At 62.7% G+C, this 17,550-nt stretch carries 18 protein-coding genes; 6 read left to right on the top strand and 12 right to left on the bottom strand.

Annotated elements, in window-relative coordinates:
* The first annotated feature begins 94 nt into the window (after window positions 1–94).
* The 3 genes from cyoB to cyoD are packed head-to-tail and all read left to right on the top strand — an operon-like array spanning window position 95 to window position 3,223.
* Window positions 95–2,110, top strand: a complete 2,016-nt coding sequence (gene cyoB, locus ABDB81_RS28505) for a cytochrome o ubiquinol oxidase subunit I (protein ID WP_137927282.1) — start codon at window positions 95–97, stop codon at window positions 2,108–2,110.
* Window positions 2,103–2,789, top strand: coding sequence for a cytochrome o ubiquinol oxidase subunit III (gene cyoC / locus ABDB81_RS28500; protein WP_137927283.1), 687 nt, complete (start codon window positions 2,103–2,105; stop codon window positions 2,787–2,789). Before cyoB ends, cyoC begins: the two co-directional genes overlap by 8 nt.
* Window positions 2,786–3,223, top strand: a complete 438-nt coding sequence (gene cyoD, locus ABDB81_RS28495; RefSeq protein WP_137927284.1) for a cytochrome o ubiquinol oxidase subunit IV — start codon at window positions 2,786–2,788, stop codon at window positions 3,221–3,223. Before cyoC ends, cyoD begins: the two co-directional genes overlap by 4 nt.
* A gap of 77 nt (window positions 3,224–3,300) precedes the next feature.
* Here the strand turns inward: cyoD and ABDB81_RS28490 are convergent, their stop codons facing one another.
* The 4 genes from ABDB81_RS28490 to ABDB81_RS28475 form a co-directional block, all read right to left on the bottom strand.
* The gene (locus ABDB81_RS28490) at window positions 3,301–4,842 is read right to left on the bottom strand and encodes a methyl-accepting chemotaxis protein (protein ID WP_137927285.1); all 1,542 of its coding nucleotides are present in this window, start codon (window positions 4,840–4,842) and stop codon (window positions 3,301–3,303) included.
* A 289-nt stretch (window positions 4,843–5,131) separates the two neighbouring features.
* Window positions 5,132–6,424, bottom strand: coding sequence for an MFS transporter (locus ABDB81_RS28485; RefSeq protein WP_346814210.1), 1,293 nt, complete (start codon window positions 6,422–6,424; stop codon window positions 5,132–5,134).
* A 155-nt stretch (window positions 6,425–6,579) separates the two neighbouring features.
* On the bottom strand, window positions 6,580–7,353 hold the full coding sequence (locus ABDB81_RS28480; protein ID WP_346814209.1) for a CDP-diacylglycerol diphosphatase: 774 nt from the start codon (window positions 7,351–7,353) through the stop codon (window positions 6,580–6,582).
* A 30-nt stretch (window positions 7,354–7,383) separates the two neighbouring features.
* A complete protein-coding gene (locus ABDB81_RS28475) occupies window positions 7,384–7,617 on the bottom strand; it encodes a CDP-diacylglycerol pyrophosphatase (RefSeq protein WP_130392286.1) in 234 nt (77 codons plus the stop codon).
* Between the two features lie 205 nt (window positions 7,618–7,822).
* On the opposite strand from ABDB81_RS28475, the gene ABDB81_RS28470 reads away from it, so the two are divergent.
* Both ABDB81_RS28470 and ABDB81_RS28465 read left to right on the top strand, forming a co-directional pair.
* Entirely contained in the window at window positions 7,823–8,527 is a 705-nt protein-coding gene (locus ABDB81_RS28470; protein WP_137927288.1) for a DUF899 family protein, read from the top strand.
* 67 nt (window positions 8,528–8,594) lie between these two features.
* Complete coding sequence (locus ABDB81_RS28465) at window positions 8,595–9,656, top strand: phytoene/squalene synthase family protein (protein WP_346814208.1); 1,062 nt, start codon at window positions 8,595–8,597, stop codon at window positions 9,654–9,656.
* Between the two features lie 51 nt (window positions 9,657–9,707).
* Here ABDB81_RS28465 and ABDB81_RS28460 read toward each other — a convergent pair whose 3' ends face one another.
* From ABDB81_RS28460 to ABDB81_RS28435, 6 genes are all read right to left on the bottom strand, one after another.
* Window positions 9,708–10,019 (bottom strand): hypothetical protein, encoded by a 312-nt coding sequence (locus ABDB81_RS28460; RefSeq protein WP_137927290.1) that lies wholly within the window; start codon window positions 10,017–10,019, stop codon window positions 9,708–9,710.
* 201 nt (window positions 10,020–10,220) lie between these two features.
* Complete coding sequence (locus tag ABDB81_RS28455; RefSeq protein ID WP_171020485.1) at window positions 10,221–10,358, bottom strand: hypothetical protein; 138 nt, start codon at window positions 10,356–10,358, stop codon at window positions 10,221–10,223.
* A gap of 125 nt (window positions 10,359–10,483) precedes the next feature.
* A complete protein-coding gene (locus ABDB81_RS28450; protein WP_346814207.1) occupies window positions 10,484–11,227 on the bottom strand; it encodes a sulfite exporter TauE/SafE family protein in 744 nt (247 codons plus the stop codon).
* A 174-nt stretch (window positions 11,228–11,401) separates the two neighbouring features.
* Window positions 11,402–11,800, bottom strand: coding sequence for an FKBP-type peptidyl-prolyl cis-trans isomerase (locus tag ABDB81_RS28445; protein ID WP_137927292.1), 399 nt, complete (start codon window positions 11,798–11,800; stop codon window positions 11,402–11,404).
* Between the two features lie 112 nt (window positions 11,801–11,912).
* Window positions 11,913–14,108, bottom strand: coding sequence for a phospholipase C, phosphocholine-specific (locus ABDB81_RS28440; protein WP_346814206.1), 2,196 nt, complete (start codon window positions 14,106–14,108; stop codon window positions 11,913–11,915).
* A gap of 68 nt (window positions 14,109–14,176) precedes the next feature.
* A complete protein-coding gene (locus tag ABDB81_RS28435; RefSeq protein WP_346814205.1) occupies window positions 14,177–14,380 on the bottom strand; it encodes a hypothetical protein in 204 nt (67 codons plus the stop codon).
* Between the two features lie 393 nt (window positions 14,381–14,773).
* Here ABDB81_RS28435 and ABDB81_RS28430 point away from each other — a divergent pair, with 393 nt between their 5' ends.
* Window positions 14,774–15,391, top strand: a complete 618-nt coding sequence (locus ABDB81_RS28430; RefSeq protein WP_137927295.1) for a hemolysin III family protein — start codon at window positions 14,774–14,776, stop codon at window positions 15,389–15,391.
* Between the two features lie 58 nt (window positions 15,392–15,449).
* Here the strand turns inward: ABDB81_RS28430 and ABDB81_RS28425 are convergent, their stop codons facing one another.
* On the bottom strand, window positions 15,450–16,973 hold the full coding sequence (locus tag ABDB81_RS28425; protein ID WP_137927296.1) for a tripartite tricarboxylate transporter permease: 1,524 nt from the start codon (window positions 16,971–16,973) through the stop codon (window positions 15,450–15,452).
* Window positions 16,974–16,982: 9 nt separating this feature from the next.
* Complete coding sequence (locus ABDB81_RS28420; RefSeq protein WP_137927297.1) at window positions 16,983–17,486, bottom strand: tripartite tricarboxylate transporter TctB family protein; 504 nt, start codon at window positions 17,484–17,486, stop codon at window positions 16,983–16,985.
* Window positions 17,487–17,550: the final 64 nt, after the last annotated feature.

Genomic DNA, 17,550 nt, shown 5'->3' with positions numbered 1-17,550 from the left:
GCGGCATTCCAGGCAATCGGCGTAATCCAGGCTTTCAACGCTTTTCATCTCACTCGTCGGCCAGAATTGGTCAACACAGGCCCAGGTGACAAACATGCCCGAGCACTCCACACTCGCCAGTCCGCTTCATCCGATCTTTGGCCGACTCTCGTGGGAGGCCATCCCGCTGCATGAACCGATCCTGATCGCCACGTTTGCCGTCGTGCTGCTCGGCGGCGTGGCACTGGTAGGGCTGCTGACCTACTACCGCGTCTGGGGCTACCTGTGGCGCGAGTGGTTCACCAGCATCGACCACAAGAAGATCGGCATCATGTACGTCATCCTGGGCATCGTGATGCTGCTGCGCGGCTTTGCCGACGCAGTGATGATGCGTATTCAGCAGGCCGTGGCCTTTGGCGACAACCTCGGCTACCTGCCCCCTCACCACTACGACCAGATCTTCACGGCACACGGCGTGATCATGATCTTCTTCGTGGCCATGCCGCTGATCACGGGACTGATGAACTTTGTGGTGCCGCTGCAGATCGGCGCGCGTGACGTGGCGTTCCCCTTCCTCAACAACTTCAGCTTCTGGATGACCACCGGCGGCGCGGTGCTCGTGATGATGTCGCTGTTCGTCGGCGAATTCGCGCGCACCGGCTGGCTGGCATATCCACCGCTATCGGGCATCCTGCACAGTCCGGATGTGGGGGTCGATTACTACATATGGGCGTTACAGGTAGCGGGGGTGGGGACACTGCTATCGGGTATCAACCTGCTGGTCACCATCGTCAAGATGCGCGCACCGGGCATGACGCTGATGCGCATGCCGATCTTCACGTGGACGGCGCTGTGCTCCAACGTGCTGATCGTGGCCGCATTCCCGGTGCTGACCGCAGCGCTCGCATTGCTCTCGCTCGACCGCTACGTCGGCACCAACTTCTTCACGGCGGATCAGGGCGGCAGCGCCATGCTCTACGTGAACCTGATCTGGATCTGGGGCCACCCCGAGGTCTACATCCTCGTGCTCCCCGTCTTTGGCGTGTTCTCGGAGGTCACCGCCACCTACTCGCGCAAGCGCCTCTTCGGCTACGCGTCGATGGTGTATGCCACGGTGGTGATCACGGTGCTGTCGTACCTGGTCTGGCTGCATCACTTCTTCACGATGGGCTCCGGTGCCAGCGTGAATTCGTTCTTCGGCATCACGACGATGATCATCTCGATACCGACCGGGGCGAAAATCTTCAACTGGCTGTTCACGATGTACCACGGCAAGATCCGCTACGAGCCACCCATGCTGTGGACGGTGGGCTTCATGATCACCTTCGTGATCGGCGGCATGACGGGCGTGCTGCTGGCGGTGCCGCCGGCGGACTTCTCGCTGCACAACAGCCTGTTCCTGATTGCCCACTTCCACAACGTGATCATCGGCGGCGTGCTGTTCGGCCTGATGGCGGCCATCTCGTACTGGTTCCCGAAAGCCTTCGGCTACAAGCTGGTGGCCTCCTGGGGCAAGGCATCGTTCTGGTTCTGGCTGGTGGGCTTCTATTTCGCCTTCATGCCGCTGTACTGGCTGGGCCTGCTCGGCGTGACGCGCCGGATGAACCATTTCGACGATCCCTCGCTGCAGATCTGGTTCCAGATTGCCGCGTTCGGCGCGTTCCTGATTGCGCTGGGCATCGCATGCTTCATCATCCAGCTGGTGGTCAGCTTCCTGCGCCGCGACGAACTGCGCGACGTGACGGGCGATCCGTGGGATGGCCGCACGCTGGAATGGTCCACTTCATCGCCGCCGCCGCAATACAACTTCGCCTTCACCCCGGTGGTGCATGACACCGACGCCTGGTGGCAGATGAAGCAGCTCGGCTACAAGCGTCCGCTCGAAGGGTTCATTCCGATCCACATGCCGAAGAACACGGCGGCGGGCATCGTCCTGGCGGGACTCTCCACGCTGATGGGCTTTGCACTGATCTGGCACATCTGGTGGCTCGTGATCGCGTCGTTCGCGGCCATCATCATTGCCGCCATCATCCACACCTTCAACTACAAGCGCGATTACTACATTCCGACCGACGATGTGGTGCGGACGGAAGCCTTGCGCACTCAACAACTGATGACCGGCCATGGTTGATACGACGCTCCCCCTGCACCCGAACGGCACGCCGGCACATGCCCCCGTGCCCACAGGCACCGCCGCGGCCGACGACGTGCCGCCTGGCGGCTACCAGTTCTACCTGACCGAGGAACATCATCCGCAGAACGGCACGCTGCTGGGGTTCTGGATCTACCTCATGAGCGACTGCCTGATCTTCGCGTGCCTGTTCGCCGCCTATGGCGTGCTGGGCCGCGAATATGCAGGAGGCCCGACCGGGGCCGAGTTGTTCGATTTGCCGCTGGTGGCGCTCAACACCTCGTTCCTGCTGCTGTCGTCGATCACGTACGGCTTTGCGATGCTGCAGATGCAGCAGAAGCGCGTGGCCGGCACGCAGATCTGGCTGGCCATCACGGCGCTCTTCGGCGCCGGGTTCCTGTTCCTGGAGCTCTATGAGTTCGCGCATCTGATCCATGAAGGCGCAGGCCCCACGCGCAGCGCGTTCCTGACTTCGTTCTTCGCGCTGGTCGGCACGCACGGGCTGCACGTGACCTTCGGCATGCTCTGGCTGTTCGTGCTGATGGTGCAGGTCGGCAAGCACGGCCTGATTCCGGCCAACCGCCGCCGCCTGATGTGCCTGTCTATGTTCTGGCACTTTCTGGACGTTGTCTGGATTGGCGTCTTCACCTTTGTCTATTTGATGGGAACACTGCCATGAGCGCGCAAGACCACGCACTGGATGGCCACGGGCACGGCCACGACCATGAGCACGACCATGAAGAGGAAGGACCGCATTCCACGCTGGGCGGTTATCTGACGGGCTTCGTGCTGTCGGTTTTCCTGACCGCTGTGCCGTTCTGGCTGGTGATGGGCAACGTGTTCGACAAGTCGTCGACCACGGCCATCGTGATCCTGTTGATTGGCGCGGTGCAGATCGTGGTGCACATGATCTACTTCCTGCACATGAACGCAAAATCGGAGGGCGGCTGGAACATGCTCTCGCTGATGTTCACGCTGACGCTGGTGGTCATCACGCTGTCGGGATCGCTATGGGTGATGTTCCACCTGAACAGCAACATGATGCCGCACATGCAGCACGTACAGGATGCGGCCCAGTCGGGTGGCACGATCGTGCCGCCGCGGACGAAATAGCTTCGCGAAGTATCGCTTTACGCGCATAAAAAACGCCGGCGGATCCAGGTCCGCCGGCGTTTTTTTGCTCAAACCAATCAGGCAGCCAGCCGGAACGTTGCCACCGCTTCCTTGAGACGCTGCGCCTGCTCTTCCAGCGAGCCAGCCGCCGCAGCGGCCTGCTCCACCAGCGCAGCATTCTGCTGCGTGACGGTATCCATCTGCGTCACCGCCTGGTTCACCTGCTCGATGCCGGCGCTCTGCTCGGCGGACGCCGCGCTGATCTCGCCCATGATGTCGGTCACGCGCTTCACCGCGCTCACGATCTGCTCCATGGTCTCTCCGGCCTGCGCCACCAGTTGCGAACCGCGCTCGACGCGATCTGCCGAATCCCCGATCAGCGACTTGATTTCCTTGGCAGCCGTAGCCGAACGTTGCGCCAGGCTGCGCACTTCGCCTGCCACCACCGCAAAGCCGCGACCCTGCTCGCCGGCACGTGCCGCTTCCACGGCAGCGTTCAGCGCCAGGATGTTGGTCTGGAACGCGATGCCTTCGATCACGGAGATGATGTCCACCACCTTGCGCGACGACGTGTTGATCTCGTCCATCGTGTTCACGACCTGGCCCACCACGTCGCCACCCTGCGTCGCCACTTCCGATGCGTTCACAGCCAGCGAACTCGCCTGCTTGGCGCTATCCGCGTTCTGCCGCACGATGCTGGTCAACTCTTCCATGCTCGACGCAGTTTCCTGCAGCGACGATGCCTGCTCTTCGGTGCGTTGCGAAAGATCGGTGTTACCCGCCGCGATCTGGCTCGTACCCGTGGCAATTGCCTCGGTGCCGTTGCGCACTTCCTTGACGATGCCAAGGATGTTGTCGTTCATCTCGCGCAGGGCTTCGAGCAACTGGCCCGTCTCGTCCGTGCTGTCCACGTCGATGCGGCTCGTCAGGTCGCCAGCGGCCACGGTGCGCGCAAAGCCTACCGCGCGATGCAGCGGGCGCGTGATGCCGATGGTCAGCCACCAGGCAAAGCTCACGCCGATGGCCAGCGCGATCACGCCCAGCAGGATCAGGCCGTTGCGTGCGCTTTCATAGATGTGGTTGATCTCGCCAGCGGTCTGGTCGATCGACGTGCGCTGGATATCGAGCAGCTTCTGGATTTCGGCAAGGTACGCATCGCCAGCCGGCACGAACTCGTTGTCGAGCACCTTGTTCGCGTCATCCGTCAGGCCCTCGGCCTTGAGCTTGGTGATCTTGTCGCGCGAATCGTTGTACGGATTGCGCACCACCTGGATCTTCTTGAACGCGGCCTTTTCTTCCTCGGTCTTCAGCGTCGGCTCGATCTTGTCGCGCAGTTCCGCAATCGCCTTCACCGAATACGCCGTCTCCTTGGCGAAGAACGCGCCGAGCGTGGGGTCACTGCTACGCGCCACGGCCGTGGTGCGACGCACGCTCGAATACATGAGCCGATACCAGTCGCTCACCAGCCGTTCCTTGGCCAGTGGTTCCTGCATCATCTCGTGCGTGCGGCCTGCAACTTCCTGCAGCCTGTAGACGCCCAGCACCGTCATCAGCGTGCTCAATACCAACACCACGCCAAAGCCAATGCCAAGGCGCACACCAATACCAAGATTCTTCATTTCTTCTTACCTGATTGATTGGTTCGTGGCAGGCCGTGGTCATTGCACACGGCCGCTCCTCCTGCGTAGCCGCGCGATGCATGTACGCACGGACAGACATTGGAATTCCTAACGGTCAGGCGTAGAAGAAACTTGAGCAAAAACTAAGGGAAAACGCGAATTGCGGCGACAACGTCAAACTGAAAGCTGTTTGTAATATTGAAATGATTGCGGCGGATGAATGCCCCCTTTAGTGAGGCCACTCACCCGCCGCTGTGGTGCGATGTTTCGCGCTTGCTTCGCTATGACGTCAGGGCTTCGCAACCGGTGCCGAGGTGGGGCTGAACCAGTAGGCCACCAGCGACAGCACCACGGCGATGACCGCCGAAAGAAAAATGGCCGCGTAGATATCGGGGTTCGCCCAGCCGCGTTGATGACCCATGTTGGCGATCAGGCCGAAGCCCCACGACGTCAGCGCCGAGCCGAGAAACACGAACGTGTTCAGCACACCCAGCCCCCGACCGCGCGCCTGCGCGGGAATCAGCGCTCGACCCTGTGCCATCACCAGCGGATGCAACATGCCGATGGTGGACAGCAGCGCCATCATCGCCACGCCGGACACCACGCCAGCATCGGGCCAGATCGTCAGCGCGATACCGCCCATCATCGCAAAGCACGCCCATCCGCCTACGGTCGACTTGAGCGTGTTGCGGCGTACAAGTACAGGCAGCAGGAATGCGGTGAGGAATCCGGTCAGGCTCAGCAATGTCAGCGCCACGCCGCGCGCGCCGGCCTGCATGCCGAACACATCCGCCAGATAAGGACCGCTCCACGCGTTACGGAAACCCGTACCCGCTGCCATCGCCACGCACATCGGAATCAATGTCCAGAGCGGCCAGTACGCCAGCAGCTTGCCGCTCTCGGCCAGCATGGCCCCCATCGGCGCCTGCCGCGCCTGCGCGTGACCGCTGTCTCGCACATAACGCCACACGCCGTAACACGCGCCCACCATGCACAACGCGGACACTGCCAGCGCGGGCCGCCATCCCGCGTGCTGCGAGATCCATCCCAACGGGGCCGTGGCACACAATGCGCCAACCATGCCCAGCGCGTTGGAGCGACTCACAACTCGCATGTATTGCCGCTCGTCGAGATTTTCGGAGGCGTAGTGCAGCAGGCCCATGAACACGGGCGCACAGGCCAGACCGAGACCCATCTGCGCGAGCATCGCCACCGCCCAGTTGGGAGCAAGCACGAAGCCAACTGCCGATAACGCACCAATCGCCAACAGCCACGCCGTGGGACGCCCCACGCCATAGCGATCGAACGCAATGCCTACCGGAATCTGCGCGACAGCAAACGAAAGGAAGAAGCACGACGACATCGCCCCGAAACCGGCGGGCGACAACGCAAAGTCATGCTGGATCTCGGGCGCGATAACCGCCAGGCAACTGCGATAGAACTGGCTCAGGATGAAGGCGAACGTCAGCAGCGCAAGGCCGCGCGAGACGGTGGTCTGATTGGGAACAACGGAAGTGTGCGGGCGCCGGTCAGACGCGGGCGTTGCCGGATTGGATTCCGGTTCTGGTGCCGGGGTATGCATTGGGATACGTCGAAGGAGGCTCGCGACGTATTCTACGCGGCAAGATGCTGGCGTCGGCTCTCGCGGCGCCCGTCACACGCAAGAAAAAGCCGATCATCGCGCAATGATCGGCATTCCACCGGCCTCACATTCCACCTGGCAAAACCTCTGCCGGTTCAACCGTCCGATGACAACGCACGTCCCAGCTTGCAACCGCGATCCAGGAAATCACTCGCGTGGCCGTTGCCACCTGCCGCCTTGTCCACCGGCTCATCGACCACGACAAACCCGGCCGTACCGCCCGCTGGCTGGATATAGCCGACGAACACGCCACGGTCTGCAATCTCCTTGCCGCCCGCGCTCTGCCTGACCACATCGAAAGGATCAACAGTCAGCGTGGGCTGCGCGGACGGAATCAGCATGGCGCGCACCGGCTTGCCCTGGAAACTCAGGTCGGACCATTGCGTGCCGATCTTGTTCGTCGTCAGGAAATCGCGCGCGCGGTCGCTGATGCAATCGAGATGGATATGAAGTTGATCCTGGCTGCGCGACGCGCGCGCATTGATCGCCAACCCGACGAGCGGATCGGGCAACGGCTTGCCAATCGACTTGGCGACGATGTCACGCGCCTGCCAGCCGAACATCCACGCACTGTGTGTTTTGCCGTCCGACCAGACACGCGGATCTTCCACGCCGCCGACGGGCTGGTCAGGAATCACGAGATAGTGGGAGGCTCCAATCGCATCCTTGTACAGCACGAAGCCGCGCTGGCGATCGACGATGACGCAATCGGTGTGAGTAGGCGTGGCAGGAACGAGGCACCGTTCCTGCACATGTTTCCAGAGCGAATCGCGGGAGAAGGCACCGACCAGGCGTTCCAGCAGGCCCACATCGGCAAAGGCATGCCCCGACGCGGCAAGCGCCAGGCAACACAACAGCAAACGTCTCACTTCGGCAAACTCCCAGGTGCGCCAGATGCTTCAGCGCGCAGTGCGTCCGCCGTAGTAAGTGCCGTTGCGGGGATTCGAAACCATGTAGTCGTGGCTGCGCGCCCAACGCTGGGCGGCCAGGAAGACTTCAGGTTCACGTTGACTCCAGGCGCTGATCATCAGCGGTGGAACTTCATCCTCGGTATTGAGGTAGACAGCCGCCCGATGCAATGGGCCACGGTCTAGGGTTCCTGGAATCGTCGAGGTACGAATCGTCACGCGCATCAGGTCATTCCTTGAAGCCCAGATGCTAGAGATTATGCAGCGCCGCGCGTGACATGGGAATGACTGTCACATAGCGCAGTGCGCATGTGGACACGTCTTTGCCTATGCTGGTCAGACAGCCGCGCCGGACCGGGCTTTGCGGGTAGCGCGGGTTTTTCCCAGCGTGGCGCGTACGCCACGCTTTCGCTTTTCAGGAGGGCAGACGATGACGCAATCGTCCACTTTGGTGCCGGCAACCGAGCTTGCCGCGCGTAACGTTATCCACTTTCCGAACGAAACCACCGCCTATCGCCAGGCGCGCAACGCGCTGCTGGCAGAGGAAATCGAACTGCGCCGCCATATCGAGCGCGTGGCCGTCATGCGCCGGGAACTGCCGCCGGGCGGCGAAGTGACCAAGACCTATCGTTTCACAGGGGAAAACGGACCGGTCACGCTGGCCGATCTCTTCGGCAACAAGGACACGCTGGTGATCTACAGCTACATGTTCGGGCCGCAACGCGAGAAGCCCTGCCCGATGTGTACATCGCTGATGGCGGGCTGGGAGGGCAAGGTGCCCGATATCGAACAACGCGTGGCGCTTGCCATGATCGCGCGCTCGCCCATCGAGCGCCTCAAGACAGCCAAGGCGGAACGTGGCTGGACGCAGTTGCCGATCTACGCCGACACGGATGGCGATTTCACACGTGACTACGTCAGCCCCAGGGACGAGGACATGCCCGCCTACAACGTGTTCAGCCGGCGCGACGGCACGATCCGCCTTTTCTACAGTTCGGAGTTCTCTTTCGACATATCGGACCCCGGACAGGACCCGCGCGGCGCACCCGATCCCGATCCACTCTGGACATTGCTCGACACCACCCCCGAAGGACGCGGCGACTGGTATCCCGAACTCTCGTATGAGAAGTCCTGACATGCAGTGACGCCAGCGGCACGGCCTCCCGCTACAATGCGCCGTTCCTCGACGCCATCACCATGCCATGCCGACACCAGACCGGGCCTTCCTGCTAGGCCCGTTACTCAAGGGAGTGTCCCGCTCGTTCTATCTGACACTGCGCATCCTGCCTGCGGGCATGCGCGACCCTGTCGGCCTTGCCTACCTGTTGGCTCGCGCCGCCGATACGATCGCCGATACTTCGCTGATTCCGCCCGCGCAGCGGCTGCAACTGCTGCTTGCGCTGCGCGAGCGTGTGAATGGCATCGATGACAACGGCGCACTGGCGCGACGCCTCGCTGTCGAAGTGGCCGGACAACAGACCGACTCCAACGAGAAAGTGCTGCTCGAATCGATCGGTCCTGCGCTCGACGTGCTGGCCCAGCTTGCCAAGCGCGACCGCATCGCCGTGCAGGGCATCGTTACCACGCTCACTGAAGGCATGGAGTTCGATCTGCGCACGTTCCCGGACGAACGTTCGGGCGAAGTGGCCGCGCTGCCGGCCCTGGCCGATCTCGATCGCTATACCTATCTCGTAGCCGGTTGCGTCGGCGAGTTCTGGACCACGATGACCGATGCGCATGCACCCGGCGTCATGCAGGCACCAGTGGACACGATGCTGCGCCGTGGCGTGCGCTTTGGCAAGGCGCTGCAACTGGTGAACGTGCTGCGCGACTGCGGCAAGGATTTGCGCATCGGCCGCTGCTACCTGCCCACCGAAGTGCTCGATCGCCATGGCCTGACACCACAACTTCTGCTAGATGCAGCGAATTCAACGCGCGCCGTGCCCATGCGCAACGAACTGCTGCGCATCGCACTGGATCACTTCCGCGAAGCCGCGGCCTACACCTTCGCCCTGCCCCGTACCGCCATCCGCTTGCGGCTCGCGTGCCTGTGGCCGATCCTGATCGGGCTCGAAACGCTGGCGCTACTGGCAGAGAACGACGCTTGGCTGGACCCGGCGCGCGCGAGCAAGGTGGACCGCCGCAGCGTGTATCGCATCCTGGCACGCAGTACGGGGCTGGTGATGTGGGATGGGCAACTGCATCGCTGGATCGATGGGTTGATCGGGCGTATCGAAGCGCGTATCGAAGACCGCACGCGCTGAAACGCACAAGGGCCGCTTTCGCGGCCCCTGGGACAACTTCGCTACGCCAACTTACTGCGCTGCCGGCGCCTTCTTCTGCGCCTTCTGCGACGACTTCTTCTTCGTGCTCTTGGTGTCGGTCAGGGCCGACGACGTGCTCTTGTTCGCGCCCTGCGTGTACGGATCGAACTTGTCGCCAGCACGCGCCGCGTCGGGCGTATAGCCATCCTTGTTCGACACGCGCGCCGGATCCGGCACATAGCCGTCCTTGTTGGTGGTGCGCATGTTGTAGTCGTAGCGGTCGGCGGGGTTGGCCGGGCCGGCTGCGAATGCCAGCCCCGGAACAAACACTGCCACCGCCAATGCCATCGTGAACGCCTTCATGGAAGCCTCCCTGCGAACGATTGAATTTGACGTACGCAAAGTCTGGCAGGACAAAAGCGTACGGACCATCTGCAAGCCTAGTCGTTAGTTCCCCGAATCGCCATGACGACGAAGGGGCGCAGCATGCATCACCGTGCGATTTCGAAAAAAGCTGTGTCGTGCAGCAAGCCGAGCACCAACAAGGGGCGTCTCGCAGGCTGATCAGGGACGCAGCAGGTCGAACCCGGCCAGCAGCACGACGCCGCTCAGGACATCCATGGACATCGTGCCATTGCCAAGAATCAGGATGGCGGCGGCGGTCCACGACGTGGCGCAGAAGAGGAAAAAACGCTTGTTCATGATGCGGGGCGATGCAGGGCGAAAGCGGCCACAGGGGCGGTGGCGGAATGTGCTAATCAGTATAAACCCTGATTTTCGCTGACCAAAAGCCCGGCTTCCGCGATGTGCCGCATCGGGCACGGATCTCAGATCAGTTTCGGCACCGATGCCACAAGCATGGCCACCCCCGACGCACTGAGCAGCGTCAGCACGATGCGCCGGAAGGTGACTTCGCTGATGCCGATGTAGACGCGCGCGCCGATCAAGGTCGGAATCAACATGGCGGGCGCCACGATGGCGAACATCGGCAGCATGTCGCGCGTGACGAGGCCGGTAGCGATGTAGACGCCCATCGTCACGATCAGCGCGCCGAGGTTGAAGTTCTGGATGACCACGCGCTGGCGATCCTTGTCGAAACCGCGCAGCGTGCACCACAGCGTGGGCACGACGCCGGTGAAACCGCCAATGCCACCCATGATCCCGCCAATGGCACCGACGACCCCATCCGCAATTCGCCCGCCATGCTGGATACGCGGCATGCGACTGGCAAACAGCATGATCGGACAAAACACCACGAGCACGCTGCCGAGGCAGAGCTTGAACAGGTTGACGTCGAGCATCGGCAGCACGCTCACGCCGATGGGAATGCCGACGAGGCCGCCCAGCAGGAACGGCAGCACCGTGGCGAGGTGAAACTTGCGGCGAACCGTGAAGGCGGCAAGCAACTGCCCGGTTAGCGATCCGAACACCGACATCGCCGCCGCCATATGCGGTTCCACACCCCACGCCCAGAACGACATCGCCACCATGCCGAACGCAAAGCCCGACAGACCTTGAACAAAACCAGCGACAGCGGCGCCCAAGGCGACGATGAGGAAGAGGGAGTCCATGGGGGCGATATACGAGAACCGAGGGGTTGCTCCCCTCTCCCTATGGGAGAGGGGCGGGGGAGAGGGCAGGCGGTTCAAATTGCCAACAGTAGGCAAGCAGAACTTCTGGCCCTCTCCCCCAACCCCTCTCCCGCGATGCGGGAGAGGGGAGTCAAAGCAATGGAGAGGAAAGCCTTACTTCCCGATCCCCAGCAACTCCACCTCAAAATTCAGCGTCGAGTTCGGCGGGATCGTACCCGGGACGCCGCGTGCGCCGTAGGCAGTGGATGCCGGGCAGGTCAGCTTGGCCTTGCCGCCAACCTGCATCTTCTGCACGCCTTCGGTCCAGCAGGGAATCACGCCGTTCAGCGGGAACGAGATCGGCTGGCCGCGCTTGTACGAGCTGTCGAACTCGGTGCCATTGGTCAGCGTGCCACGATAGTGGACCTTTACCGAATCAGTCGCCTTCGGCGACGGGCCCGTGCCCTTGGTGATCGTTTCGATGACCACGCCCGAAGGCAGCGTTTCGGCGGCAACGGCCATGCCCGAGACTGCCAGCGTCGCGGCGGCAAGCATCAGCGAAAGAGTTTTCATGTGAATTGGGTCGTGTCGGAGTGTAGGGATGGCGCCCGATCGCCAGACCGGACGCCAGCCGGCAAGTGTACACGTCACACTCGCCGGCGCACTGCATGGCTCGCCTGTCCGATTACGCCACCACGCCCATGGCCGGATCGCTGATCGAATCCTTGCCGTTCTCGATGCGGCCCGCGATGCGGCGACGGAACGACGGTGCGATATCGCAGGCGATCTCGAAGTCGTACCAGTTTCCGCTATCGCCCAGCGGCCACGCCAGTTCGCCCACGGCGCCCGGCGCCACGGTCTTGCTCCACGGGCCATCGGTGCGATACGCCTTGGCCGCCGCGCTAAACGTGCAGGGCTTGTCGCCACGGTTGAACAGCTTGACCTGCAGTTGCGGCGGATCGCACAGCTCGTAGCAGACCTGGATCTCGGCGGTGGCCTGCTCGCTGACGTTACCAATGAACTCGCGGTGATAACCGTTCGGTCCGATCACCCACAGGTCGTACTTGCCGTTGTCGGCCGCCACACTCCACACGCCATCCAGGGTCTTGCCGGCTTCCACCACATAGCGGCGCGGAATGGCATCGAGGTGCAGCTTGTCGTAGACATGGAACACCGCACCCGCCGCACCGCCGTTGGCGAAGCTCAGCGTCACCGTCTTGCCCGTGGCATCGGCGCGCGACGTGGTGTGCAGCTCGTACGGCAGTGCGCGCGAAGGACGCGTGCCGGTCTGCTGCACGGGCGTGACCGGCGTAGTGGGGACCGGAATCGCGGCCATCGCCGCCTGCGAAATCGCGAGGTTGTCCACTGTCACCTTCGTGCTGCGTCCGGCCAGCGTCGGCAACGCCTGCGCGTTCGGATTGACGAAGTTGAACGCCGAGGTCAGGTCACCGCACACCGCGCGACGATACGCGCCGATCTGCGGCTCCTTCACGCCGAAGCGCTTCTCCAGGAACAGCAGCGTCGAGGTGTGATCGAACGTCTGCGAATTGACGAAGCCGCCACGGCTCCATGGCGAGACGATCCACATCGGCACGCGCGGGCCCGGGCCGAACGGCTTGCCGTCGATCGGAGCCTGGCCGTTCTGGGTGGTCGTGGCCGGCGGATAGTTGTGGTACTCGAACGCCATGTCGGCATCGGCCAGCGTGCTGCCACCAGCGAGCGAGCCATCGGTATTGCGCGACGGCGCCGAAGGCGGCGGCAGGTGATCGAAGAAACCGTCGTTCTCGTCGTAGTTGATCAGCAGTACGGTCTTGCTGAAGACCTCGGGGTTGGCCGTCAGTGCGTCCAGCACTTGTTGCACATACCAGCCGCCTTGTGCGGGGCTCGACGGTCCCGGATGCTCGCTGTAGAGCGACGGCGGAATGATCCACGAAATCTCCGGCAACGTACCGTTGGCGATATCGTCGCGGAAGCTTTGCAGCAGCCCATCGGGCATGGTGTTGCCGAAGCCCTTGGCCAGCGGGCTCAATGCATCGTCGATGGCCGGATCGTAGGCAGGCGACACAGCGGGAAGCGCCACGGGGCGTCGTCCCGCCGGCATCGATTCCATGGCTGCGCGCCAGTGCTTGAAGCCCATCATCTCATTGCAGCCGTAGTTGTCCGCCAGGCTCTGGTAGACCTTCCAGCTCACGTTGGCATCGACGAGACGATCCGCATACGTCTTCCAGTCCCAGCCGGCCGTGGACGGTCCCACGTCATTGCCGCCATTGAACTCGTTGACCATGGCGGAGACACCGCTGCCACTCGGGCCGTTGGTGCCGGTCCAGTAGTACAGGCGGTTCGGGATCGTGCCCGTGTGCATCGAGCAGTGGTAGGCGTCGCACAGCGTGAACGCATCGGCCAGCGCACGCTGGAACGGTACTTCGGCCGTCTCGTAGTACGACATCGACAACCGGTTCTTGGCCACCGGCCAGCGGTTCATGCGGCCATGATCCCACGCTGCCTGACCATTGGGCCACGTATGCGGCGTGCTGCCGGCGCGCTGCGCGTTGCCCAGCTTGGCATCGAGGCGGTATGGCGTGAGCGTGTTGTTGGTGGCGTCGGTCTGGAAGAACGCGTTCTGACCGTTGGCCAGCGGAATCGCGAAGCGGTCGCCATAGCCGCGCACACCCTTGAACGTGCCGAAGTAGCTGTCGAACGAGCGGTTCTCCAGCATCAGCAGCACCACGTGCTTGACGTCGTTGATCGTGCCAGTGGCGTTGTTGGCCTCGATGGCCAGCGCGCGGCGGATGCTCGGCGGGAACGATGCCAGCGTGGCGGCGGCAGCAGCCGTGCCGACCGTGTTGCGCAGGAACTTGCGCTTGGATGGGTTGAAAGTCATGCCGGGTCCGGGGAATGGATAGTTGTTTGGGACTGACTGTTTTCAGCGGGGCGGGCCGTCACTTGCCTTCAGGGCGCGGGCGCGCAGTGAGCCGTGGTGCAGGCCGTGGGCGTAGTGCCGCCGTTACCGCCATTGCCGCCGCCAGTGGCCGGAGGCGTCGGGTTGTTGTTGTCGTCGCCGCCGCAGGCGCTCAGCAGCAGGGCCAGGGACAGCAGGCCGGCACCCAGCACCGGCCTGATCACGCGCGAATGAACGGGAGTTGTGGTTGTCATGTGTCGAGGTCGAGGTGTCGAAAGACGGGCCGAGCAACAACTGTTCAGGTGCCCCGGGCGCGTTCTCGGCCGCGTTTGTCTTCCCAAATGTCTTGATTGACGGGGGGCACCCCTCGCCCGGGGGGATATCCGATGCGAGACCGGCAGTCTCGTCGCTTGATATGTCAATGATGTGACCGGAGCGATACGAATCGATCGTTTGAATGCGAATGCATTGCGAATGAACATCCGGCAGCCACGGTAGCGAAACTCCAGAGCCGGTGCGCGAGGGCACCCCTGCCAAACCTTTTCCGGATGATGAAATAACCCTGCATCTGCCGGCAAAATCACCCAACTTCGCGATCCATGCCAAAATAAGCGCCTGATTCACCTCGCAACTTGGGAGCCATCAGGATGTATCGCGGCGAACGGTTCAATGGGTATAGCCATCTCGCGGGCGCAGTGCTGGCCGCGGCTGGCATGGCGGTGCTGGTCACTTACTCGGCGCTCTACCACGACGCCTGGAAGGTGGTCAGTTCCGTGGTCTATGGCACCACGCTAGTCCTGCTCTACACCATCTCCACCGTCTATCACAGCGTACGCGGACCGGCCAAGGACGTTCTCCGGCGGCTCGACTACTGCGCCATCTACCTGCTGATCGCGGGCAGCTACACACCGTTTGCACTCGTCACGTTGCGCGGCCCATGGGGCTGGGCGCTGTTCGGCATCAACTGGGGACTCGCCGCCATCGGCATCATTCAGGAACTGTGGATCGGCCATCGCACACGGATTCTGTCGCTGTCGATCTACGTGATCATGGGTTGGCTGGTGGTGATTGCCTTCCAGCCGCTGACGGCGGCGTTGCAGCCCGCGGGGCTGTATTGGCTTGTGGCAGGCGGCGCGGTCTACACGGCCGGTATCGGCTTCTTCCTGTTCGACGAAAAGGTGAAGCACTTCCACGGCATCTGGCACCTGTTCGTACTCGGCGGGAGCATCTGCCAGTTCATCAGCATCTTCTTCTACGTGGGCTGATTCACGGAGTACGGCAGAAGCAGTACGGCCCGCTTGCGCGGGCCGTTTTTCAGTCAGGTCATTCTCCGGCGCCTTCGTGCGCCGACACCATTCGCCGCCGCGTCTTCTCCCTGAGTCCGCCCAGCACGGGCCATACCAGGATCACCACGGCCAGCGCCATGATCGTGCCCACCAGTCCATTCGACCAGAACACATTCATTTCGCCCTGCGACATCAGCATGGTCTGGCGGAACGCATCCTCGGCGCGATCACCGAGCACCAGCGCCAGCACCAGCGGTGCCAGCGGATAGTCGAGCTTCTTCAGCACATAGCCGATCACGCCGAAGATCAGCATCAGCCAGACGTCGAACATCGCGTTATGCACAGTGAATGCGCCAATCGCACAGACCACCAGGATCAGCGGCGCGATGATCGCAAACGGGATGCGCAGGATCGCGGCGAACAACGGCACCGTAGAGAGCACCACGATCAACCCTGCGATATTGCCCAGGTACATGCTGGCGATCAGGCCCCATACGAACGTCTTCTGCTCGGTGAACAGCAGCGGCCCCGGCTGCAGACCCCAGATCATCAGACCGCCAAGCAGCACGGCCGCCGTGGCGGAACCTGGGATGCCCAGCGCCAGCATCGGCAGCAGCGCACTCGTGCCCGCCGCATGCGCGGCGCATTCCGGTGCGATCACCCCCTCGACATTGCCCTTGCCGAACGTGTCCTTCTGGCGCGAGAAGCGCTTGGCCACGCCGTAGCCCATGAACGATGCTGCCGTGGCACCGCCCGGCGTCACGCCGAGCCAGCAGCCGATGATCGACGAGCGGATCAGCGTCATCCAGTAGCGCGGCAATTCGGCCCATGTCTTGAGCACCACCTTGAGATCGATGTTGGCGCGCTTGCCACGAAACGCGATGCCCTCTTCCATCGTCATGAGGATTTCGCTGATACCGAACAGGCCGATCACGACCACGAGGAAATCGAAGCCGCGCAGCATTTCGGTGGAGCCGAATGTCATGCGCAGCGTGCCCGATACCGTGTCCATGCCCACCGCCGCCAGCGCAAAGCCGATACACATCGCGATGACGATCTTGGCCTTGGGTTCCTTGCCCATGCCGACGAAGCTGCAGAACGTCAGGAAGTACACCGCGAAAAATTCCGGTGGCCCGAAGCGCAATGCGAATTTCGCCACCAACGGCGCCAGGAACGTGATCAGCAACACACCGGCCAGCGCCCCGAGGAACGATCCCGTGAATGCCGACGTCAGTGCGCGTCCCGCCTCGCCCTGCTGCGCCATGGGATAGCCATCGAATGTGGTGGCCACCGACCAGGCCTCGCCGGGGATATTGAACAGGATCGACGTGATGGCGCCGCCGAACAACGCGCCCCAGTAGATGCACGACAACATGATCACGGCCGATGTGGGTTCCATCGAGAATGTCAGCGGCAGCAGGATGGCCACGCCATTCGGTCCACCCAGACCCGGCAGCACGCCCACCACGATGCCGAGCAGGATGCCCACAAGCATAAGCCCGACGTTGTGCCACGACATCGCGACGGCAAAGCCGCCCATCAGCGAATTGAGTTCTTCCATGGTCGCCCCTTAGAAGCCGAGCGCCGCTTCGAGCGGACCCTTCGGCAGCGGCACGCGGAATTGCAGCTCGAAGACCCAGAACAGCACCGCATTGATCGCCACGCCCGTCAGCACCGCGCGCCACCACGCGAACTTGCCGATCACGCGCATGAAGCCCGCAATGAAGATGGCCGACGCCACGTAGATGCCGAGCCACGCAATCAGCCCGATGTAAGCCGTGAGCGGCACCAGAATCACCGCAACCTGTTTCAACTGCGGCACCGTGACGAACACTGCCTCGCGATCCATTCGCCGCGCCTGCCACAGCACCACCAGGCACGCGATAAAGATCAACGCGCCGATGCGCATCGGAAAGTAACCTGCCTCCGGACCATCCGGCGCCCAGCCAGCACCGATCTGGTAGTTGTTCACCATCACCACCACCGCGCCGATCGCAATCAGCAGCGCCACGGCAATCTCCGCCGCCCGCACCGATATCGCGGCCGGCGCGGCGTCGTGTGTTTCGTTGTTCATGGGGATTTCCTCTCTGTTGGTTTGCTCTGTACTGGTCAAGTTTTTTCAGACACCTCGATAGGTT

Source organism: Cupriavidus sp. DL-D2 (assembly GCF_039710735.1).
Classification (GTDB): Bacteria; Pseudomonadota; Gammaproteobacteria; order Burkholderiales; family Burkholderiaceae; genus Cupriavidus.
The sequence above is the reverse complement of the archived record's forward strand: the minus strand, read 5'-3'. Positions and strand labels throughout refer to the sequence as shown.